The 7,038-nt window shown below is 71.8% G+C and carries 1 protein-coding gene; it reads right to left on the reverse strand.

Features of this window, described 5'->3' with window-relative positions; genetic code table 11:
* A partial coding sequence (locus tag ACFXMF_RS45850) for an SDR family NAD(P)-dependent oxidoreductase (protein WP_380021235.1) occupies nt 1–7,038 on the reverse strand: 7,038 nt, incomplete at both ends.

Raw genomic sequence — 7,038 nt, forward strand, 5'->3', positions numbered from 1 at the left:
CGAAGAGACACCCGCTCGCCGCGGCCGACCCGTGTCCGGCCACTCCCGCGCCTCGGTCAGCAAGCGCACGTCGCCCGCCGTCCAGTCCACATGCGGGGTCGGTTCGGTCACATGCAGCGTCTTGGGCAGCAGGCCCGCGCGCAGGGCCATGACCGTCTTGATCACCCCGGCGACGCCGGAAACCGCCTGCCCGTGGCCGAGGTTCGACTTGAGCGAGCCGAGCCACAGCGGCAGTTCGGGGTCGCGGCCCTGTCCGTAGGTGGCGATGATCGCCTGGGCCTCGATCGGGTCGCCGAGCGTCGTTCCGGTCCCGTGCGCCTCGACGGCATCCACGTCCTGCGCACTCAACCGACCGTTCGCCAACGCCTGCCGGATCACCCGCTGCTGCGACGGACCGCTGGGCGCGGCCAGGCCGTTGCTCGCACCGTCCTGGTTGATCGCGCTGCCGCGCACCACGGCCAGCACCCGGTGACCATTGCGCTCCGCGTCCGAGAGCCGTTCCACCAGCAGCACGCCGACGCCCTCGGACCAACTCGTGCCGTCCGCCGTCGCGGAGAACGCCTTGCTGCGGCCGTCCGTCGCGAGGCCGCGTTGGCGACTGAACTCGACGAACAGGCCGGGCGTCGGCATCACGCTGACACCACCGACCAGTGCCATCGAGCACTCGTCGCCACGCAGCGCCTGCACCGCCAGATGCAGACTCACCAGCGAGGACGAGCACGCGGTGTCGACGCTCACCGCCGGCCCTTCCAGGCCGAAGGTGTAGGCGACCCGGCCGGAGCCGACGCTGCTGGCGTTGCCGGTGCCGAGGTAGCCCTCGACGTCTTCGGGAGTACGGTCCAGGCGCGCGGCGTAGTCCTTGGCGAGCATGCCGAAGAACACGCCGGTGCGGCTGCCGCGCAGCGTGGCCGGGTCGATGCCGGCCCGCTCGATCGCCTCCCACGAGGACTCCATCAGGAGCCTTTGCTGCGGATCCATCGCCAGTGCCTCGCGCGGCGAGATCCCGAAGAACTCGGCGTCGAAGTCGGCGACGTCGTCCAGGAATCCGCCCGAGCGCACATAGCTCTTGCCGTGTCGGCCGGGGTCGGGGTCGTACAGGCCGTCCAGGTCCCAGCCGCGGTCGGTGGGGAAGTCGCCGATCGCGTCGCGGCCCTCGGCCACCAGCCGCCACAGGTCCTCCGGCGAGCCGACACCGCCCGGGAACCGGCAGGCCATGCCGACGATCGCGATGGCCTCGTTGTCCACCGCGGGTCGGTCGACCGGGATCGCGGCGACCTCGGCCCCGGCGGTACCGAGCAGTTCGGCACGGAGGAATCCGGCGAGCGCGAGCGGGGTCGGGTGGTCGAACACCAGCGTGGTGGGCAACCGCAGGCCGGTGGCCGTGTTGAGGCGGTTGCGCAACTCGACGGAGGTGAGCGAGTCGAAGCCGAGATCCTTGAACGCGCGTTCGGCGTCCGCCGCTTCGGTGGAGCCGTGGCCCAGGACCGCGGCGACGTTCGCGCGTACCAGGTCGACCAGGATGCGGGTCTGCTCGGCCGTCGTGACGTTCGCCAGCTCGCGGGCCAGCGGGTTGTGCTGCCCGACGGCGGTGGTCTCGACAGCACGGCGCACCTCGCGGGTGCGGACCAGACCCCGGAGGAGCCTCGGCAGCGAACCGGCCGCGGCCTGGGTGCGAAGCGCGGTGTGCTCCAACCGGGCGGCGACGATGTGTGGTTCGTCGATGTTCAGGGCCGCGTCGAGCAGGCCGAGGCCCTGCTCGGCGGTCATCGCCGCGATGCCGGAGCGGCGCATCCGGGCCAGGTCCTGCCGGCCGAGGTGCCCGGTCATGCCGCTCGCGTCGGCCCACAGACCCCACGACACGGAAGTCGCGGGGAGGCCGTCGGCGTGCCGCCGGCGTGCGAGGGCGTCCAGGAAGGTGTTGGCCGCCGCGTAGCCCGACTGGCCGACATTGCCGAGCACGCCGGCCAGGGAGGAGAAGAGTACGAAGGCGGAGAGGTCGTGGTCGGCGGTCAGTTCGTGCAGGTTGATCGCACCGTCGACCTTGGACCGCAGTACACGTTCCAGTTGCTCGGGGGTCATCGACTCGATCAGGCCGTCGTCCAGGACCCCGGTCGCATGCACGACACCGGTCAGCGGTGCACCCGCGGGAATCCGCGCCAACACACCGGCCAGAGCCTCGCGATCCGCCGCATCACACGCCTCGACCGCGATCCGCGCCCCGAGGGCGGTGAGTTCGGCCGACAACTCGGCCGCGCCGGCGGCTCCCGTGCCGCTGCGACTGATCAACACCAGGCTGCGTACGCCGTGTTCGGCGACCAGATGGCGGGCCACCAAAGCGCCGAGCGTGCCGGTCCCGCCCGTGATCAGGACCGTACCGTCCCGGTCGAGCGGCTTCGGCATCCGCAACACCAACTTGCCCACGTGCCTGGCCTGCGCCATGAACCGGAACGCCTCCGGCGCCCGCCGCACATCGAACGACCGCACCACGATCGGCGCGAGCGCACCCGATTCGAACAGGCCCAACAGGTCGCCGAGCAACGCCCCGATGCGCTCCGGACCCGCCTCCAACAGGTCGTACGCCTGATACGAGACACCCGGATGGGCCGCCTGCACCGCCTCCGCATCCCGGATGTCGGTCTTGCCCATCTCCAACAACCGACCGCCATCGGCCAACAACCGCAACGACGCGTCCACGAACTCGCCTGCAAGCGAGTTCAACACCACATCCACACCACGACCCGCCGTGGCCGCACGGAACCGCTCCTCGAAATCGAGCGAACGCGAATCCGCGATATGCGCATCGTCCAGACCCAACGACCGCAACGTGCCCCACTTGCCGACACTCGCCGTCGCGAACACCTCCGCACCCAGATGACGCGCGATCTGCACCGCCGCCATCCCCACACCGCCGGCACCCGCATGCACCAGCACCGACTCACCCGGCCGCAGACCACCCAACTCCGCCAGCCCGTAATACGCCGTCAGGAACACCACCGGCACCGACGCCGCCTGCTCGAACGACCAACCGACCGGCATCGGCGCCGCCATCCGGCCGTCGGCCACGGCGATCGGGCCGAAGGCATCCCGGAACATCCCGAACACCCGGTCGCCGACCGCGAGTCCGGACACCTCCGGTCCGACCTCGGTGACCACACCGGCGCCTTCGCTGCCCATGCCGCTCTGATTGGGCACCATGCCGTGACCGATCAGCACGTCACGGAAGTTGACCCCGGCCGCGTGCACGGCGATGCGCACGTCGACCGGTCCCAACGGCCGTTCCGCCGCCGGTGCGGGCAGCAGGGCCAGGTCCGACAGGGCACCCGCCCGAGCCGTCTCCAGGCGCCAGGCTCCGGTGGGCGGGGGCACCAGGCCCGCGCCCGACTCGACCCGGGCCAGCCGTGGCGCCAACAGGGCGCCGTCGCGCACCGCGACCTGCGGTTCCCCGCAGGACAGGGCGCCTGGGAGCGCCGCGAAGGACGGGTCGTCGGGATCGAGATCGACGAGCACGAAGCGGTCCGGGTGTTCGCTCTGCGCACTGCGCAGCAGTCCCCAGAGGGGCGCGTGGGCGAGATCCGCGCCATCGGACCCGTCGGCCGTTCGGACGGCACCGCGCGTCACGACCACCAGCCGGGAGACGGCGAAGCGCCCGTCGGCGAGCCACGTCCGGACCAGGTCGAGGACACCCGTGAGTGTCGCCACGACCAGGTCCGCCGTCGCGGGAGCGTCGGCCACGATGTCGGTCGGAGGGAGGCAGGTCAGTGCGACCACGTCCGGAACGGCGCCTTCGCGCTCACCGACCGCGGCCAGTTCGGCGTATGCCTCGGCGTCGAGGTTCCGCGCCCGCAGCCCTGCGGCCAGGCCCGACGCGGCCGTCCCGAGGACGGCCCACGTACCCGTCGTGGTCTCCGCCGGTTCGACCGGGATCCAATCGAGCAGGAAGAGCGAGTCGTGGGCGGGGTCGCGCCCGAGGTCGAGCCGGTCCGGCGCCATCGCGCGCACGGTCAGGCCCCGCGCGGCGAACACCGGCCGTCCGGCGGAGTCGGCCGCGAGCACCGCGAGCGTGTCCGTGCCGGTGACGGACAACCGCACCCGCAGCGCGGTGGCACCGGTCGCGTACAGGGCGGCGTCCGTCCACACGAAGGGCAAGCGGACCGTGCCGGGCTCCGCCGGGGCCAGCCCGCTGTGGCCGGCGGCGTGCAGCGCGGCGTCCAGCAGAGCCGGGTGCAAGCCGAATCGCTCGGCGTCCCGCACCTGTTCGGTGGGCAGCGCCACCTCGGCGTACACATCCTTGCCCACCCGCCAGGCGGCACGCAGGCCCTGGAACGCCGGGCCGTAGCCGTATCCCGTGGCGGCCAGTTCGGTGTAGAAGCCGTCCAGGGCCACGGGTCGCGCGCCCGCGGGCGGCCAGCTCCCGAGTTCCGGCACGGCTTCGACAACGGACGGCGCCAGCACACCGGAGGCATGGCGGACCCACACGTCGTCCCGGGCCCCGCCGTCTCCGCCGCTCTGGGTGCGCCCGTACACGGACACACCGCACTGTCCGTCGTCGTCGGGGGCATCGACGAACACCTGGATCTGCACGGCCCCACGCTCGGGAATCACCAGCGGTGCTTCCAGCGCGAGTTCGGCGATGCGACCGCAGCCGACCTCGTCGCCGGCCCGAACCACCAGCTCCACGAACGCGGTTCCGGGCAGCAGTACCGTCCCGGCCACCGCGTGATCGCGCAACCAGGGGTGCGACCGGAGCGAGATTCGACCGGTGAGTACCGCGCCCTGGCCGCCGCCGAGTTGCATCGCCGCGCCGAGCAGCGGGTGGTCCGCCCCGGTCAAGCCGAACCCGCGCGCGTCACCGGCGGACGCCGTACGTTCCAGCCAATAGCGCTCGTGCTGGAAGGCATAGGTCGGCAGATCCACGAGCGCCGATTCGCGGTCGTGATCGTGATCGTGATGATCGCCCGACCGCAGGGACCAGTCCACGGCGAGACCGCCGACGTACGCCTCCGCCAAGGCGGTGGCGAAGCGCTCCGGTCCACCCTCGCCCCGGCGCAGGGTGCCCAGGACCACGGCCTGCGTGTCGGCGGACTCGATCGTGTCCGTGAGCGCGGTGGTCAGGACGGGGTGTGCGCTGGTCTCGATGAAGGCGTCGAAGCCCTGCGCGAGCAGCAGCCGCACCGTCTCCTCGAACCGCACGGTCTCGCGCAGGTTGCTGTACCAGTACTCCGCGTCCAGGGCGGCGCCCTCCACCCGCTCCGCCGTCACCGCCGAGTAGAACGGGACCGCCGGCGCCATCGGTTCGAGGTCGCCCAGTTCCGCAAGCAACCGCTCCCGAATCGACTCCACCTGCACCGAATGCGACGCATAATCCACCGGCACCCGACGCGCCCACACATCCCGCGCGTCACAGTCGGCAAGCAACTCGTCCAGCGCGGCGGGCTCACCCGCCACCGTCACCGACGCCGGACCGTTCACCGCCGCCACCGACACCCGACCCTCGAACCCCGCGATCAGCTCCCGCACCCGATCCACCGGCACACCGACCGACGCCATCCCACCCGAACCGGCCAGCGCCAGAATCGCCCGGCTCCGCAACGCCACAACCTTCGCCGCATCCTGCAACGACAACGCCCCGGCCACACACGCCGCAGCGATCTCACCCTGCGAATGCCCCACCACCGCACCCGGCTCGACCCCGAACGAAGCCCACAACTCCGCCAGGGACACCATCACCGCCCACAACACCGGCTGCACCACATCCACCCGGTCGAGCCACTCCTCCGACCCCGACCGCAACACCGACACCAACGACCAGTCCACAAACGGCGCAAGAGCCGCCTCACACTCCGCAACCCGCCCCGCGAACACCGGCGACGAACCCAACAACCCCGCAGCCATCCCCAACCACTGCGAACCCTGACCAGGGAACACCAACACCGGCCGACCGACCGGCAACGCGGTCCCCGAGACGACACCCGGTACGGCCTCGCCGGTGCTCAGCGCCACGAGACCGGACATCAACTCGGCGCGGTCCCCGGCCGATACGACGCCGCGATGCTCCAGCGCCGACCGGGACACGGCCAGCGCGGATGCCAGCGCGGCCGGCTCGATCTCGGGATGCTCGGCCACGAAGTCGGCCAATCGCCGCGCCTGTGCCCGCAACGCGCCGTCCGAGCGGGCAGACACCACGAACTGCCGGGCAATGGCGGGGGTGTTCGTCACGTCGGGTTCGGACACCGGCGCCGCTGTGGGCGCGTGCTCCAGTACGACGTGTGCGTTGGTGCCGCTGGCGCCGAAGGACGACACGCCGGCCCGGCGCGGACGACCCGTCTGCGGCCACTCGCGGGCCTCGGTCAACAACTCGACCGCACCCGCCGCCCAATCCACGTGCGGCGACGGCTCGTCCACATGCAGCGTCCGCGGCAGTACACCCGCACGCATCGCCATGACCATCTTGATCACACCCGCGACACCCGCCGCGGCCTGCGCATGACCGATATTCGACTTCAACGACCCCAGATACAACGGCTGTTCATCGAAGCGGTCCCGGCCGTAGGTCGCGATCAGCGCCTGGGCCTCGATCGGGTCGCCCAAGGTCGTACCGGTACCGTGCGCCTCCACCGCGTCCACGTCCCGGCTGCTCAGGCCCGCATTGGCGAGCGCCTGGCCGATGACCCGCTGCTGCGACGGACCGTTGGGCGCGGTCAGACCGTTGCTCGCGCCGTCCTGGTTGACCGCCGTGCCCCGCACCGTAGCCAGCACCCGGTGGCCGTTGCGCCGGGCGTCGGAGAGCCGTTCCACCAGCAGCACACCGACACCCTCGGACCAGCCGGTCCCGTCGGCCGCGGACGAGAACGCCTTGCACCGACCGTCCGGCGACAGCCCACGCTGGCGGCTGAATTCGACGAACACCTCGGGCGTCGACATCACCGTCACACCACCGACCAGCGCCATCGAGCATTCGCCGCTGCGCAGCGCCTGGCCGGCCAGGTGCAGGGCCACCAGCGACGAGGAGCAGGCCGTGTCCACGGTCACCGCCGGGCC

Origin of the sequence: Embleya sp. NPDC059213 (assembly GCF_042754445.1) — a bacterium.
GTDB lineage: Bacteria > Actinomycetota > Actinomycetes > Streptomycetales > Streptomycetaceae > Embleya.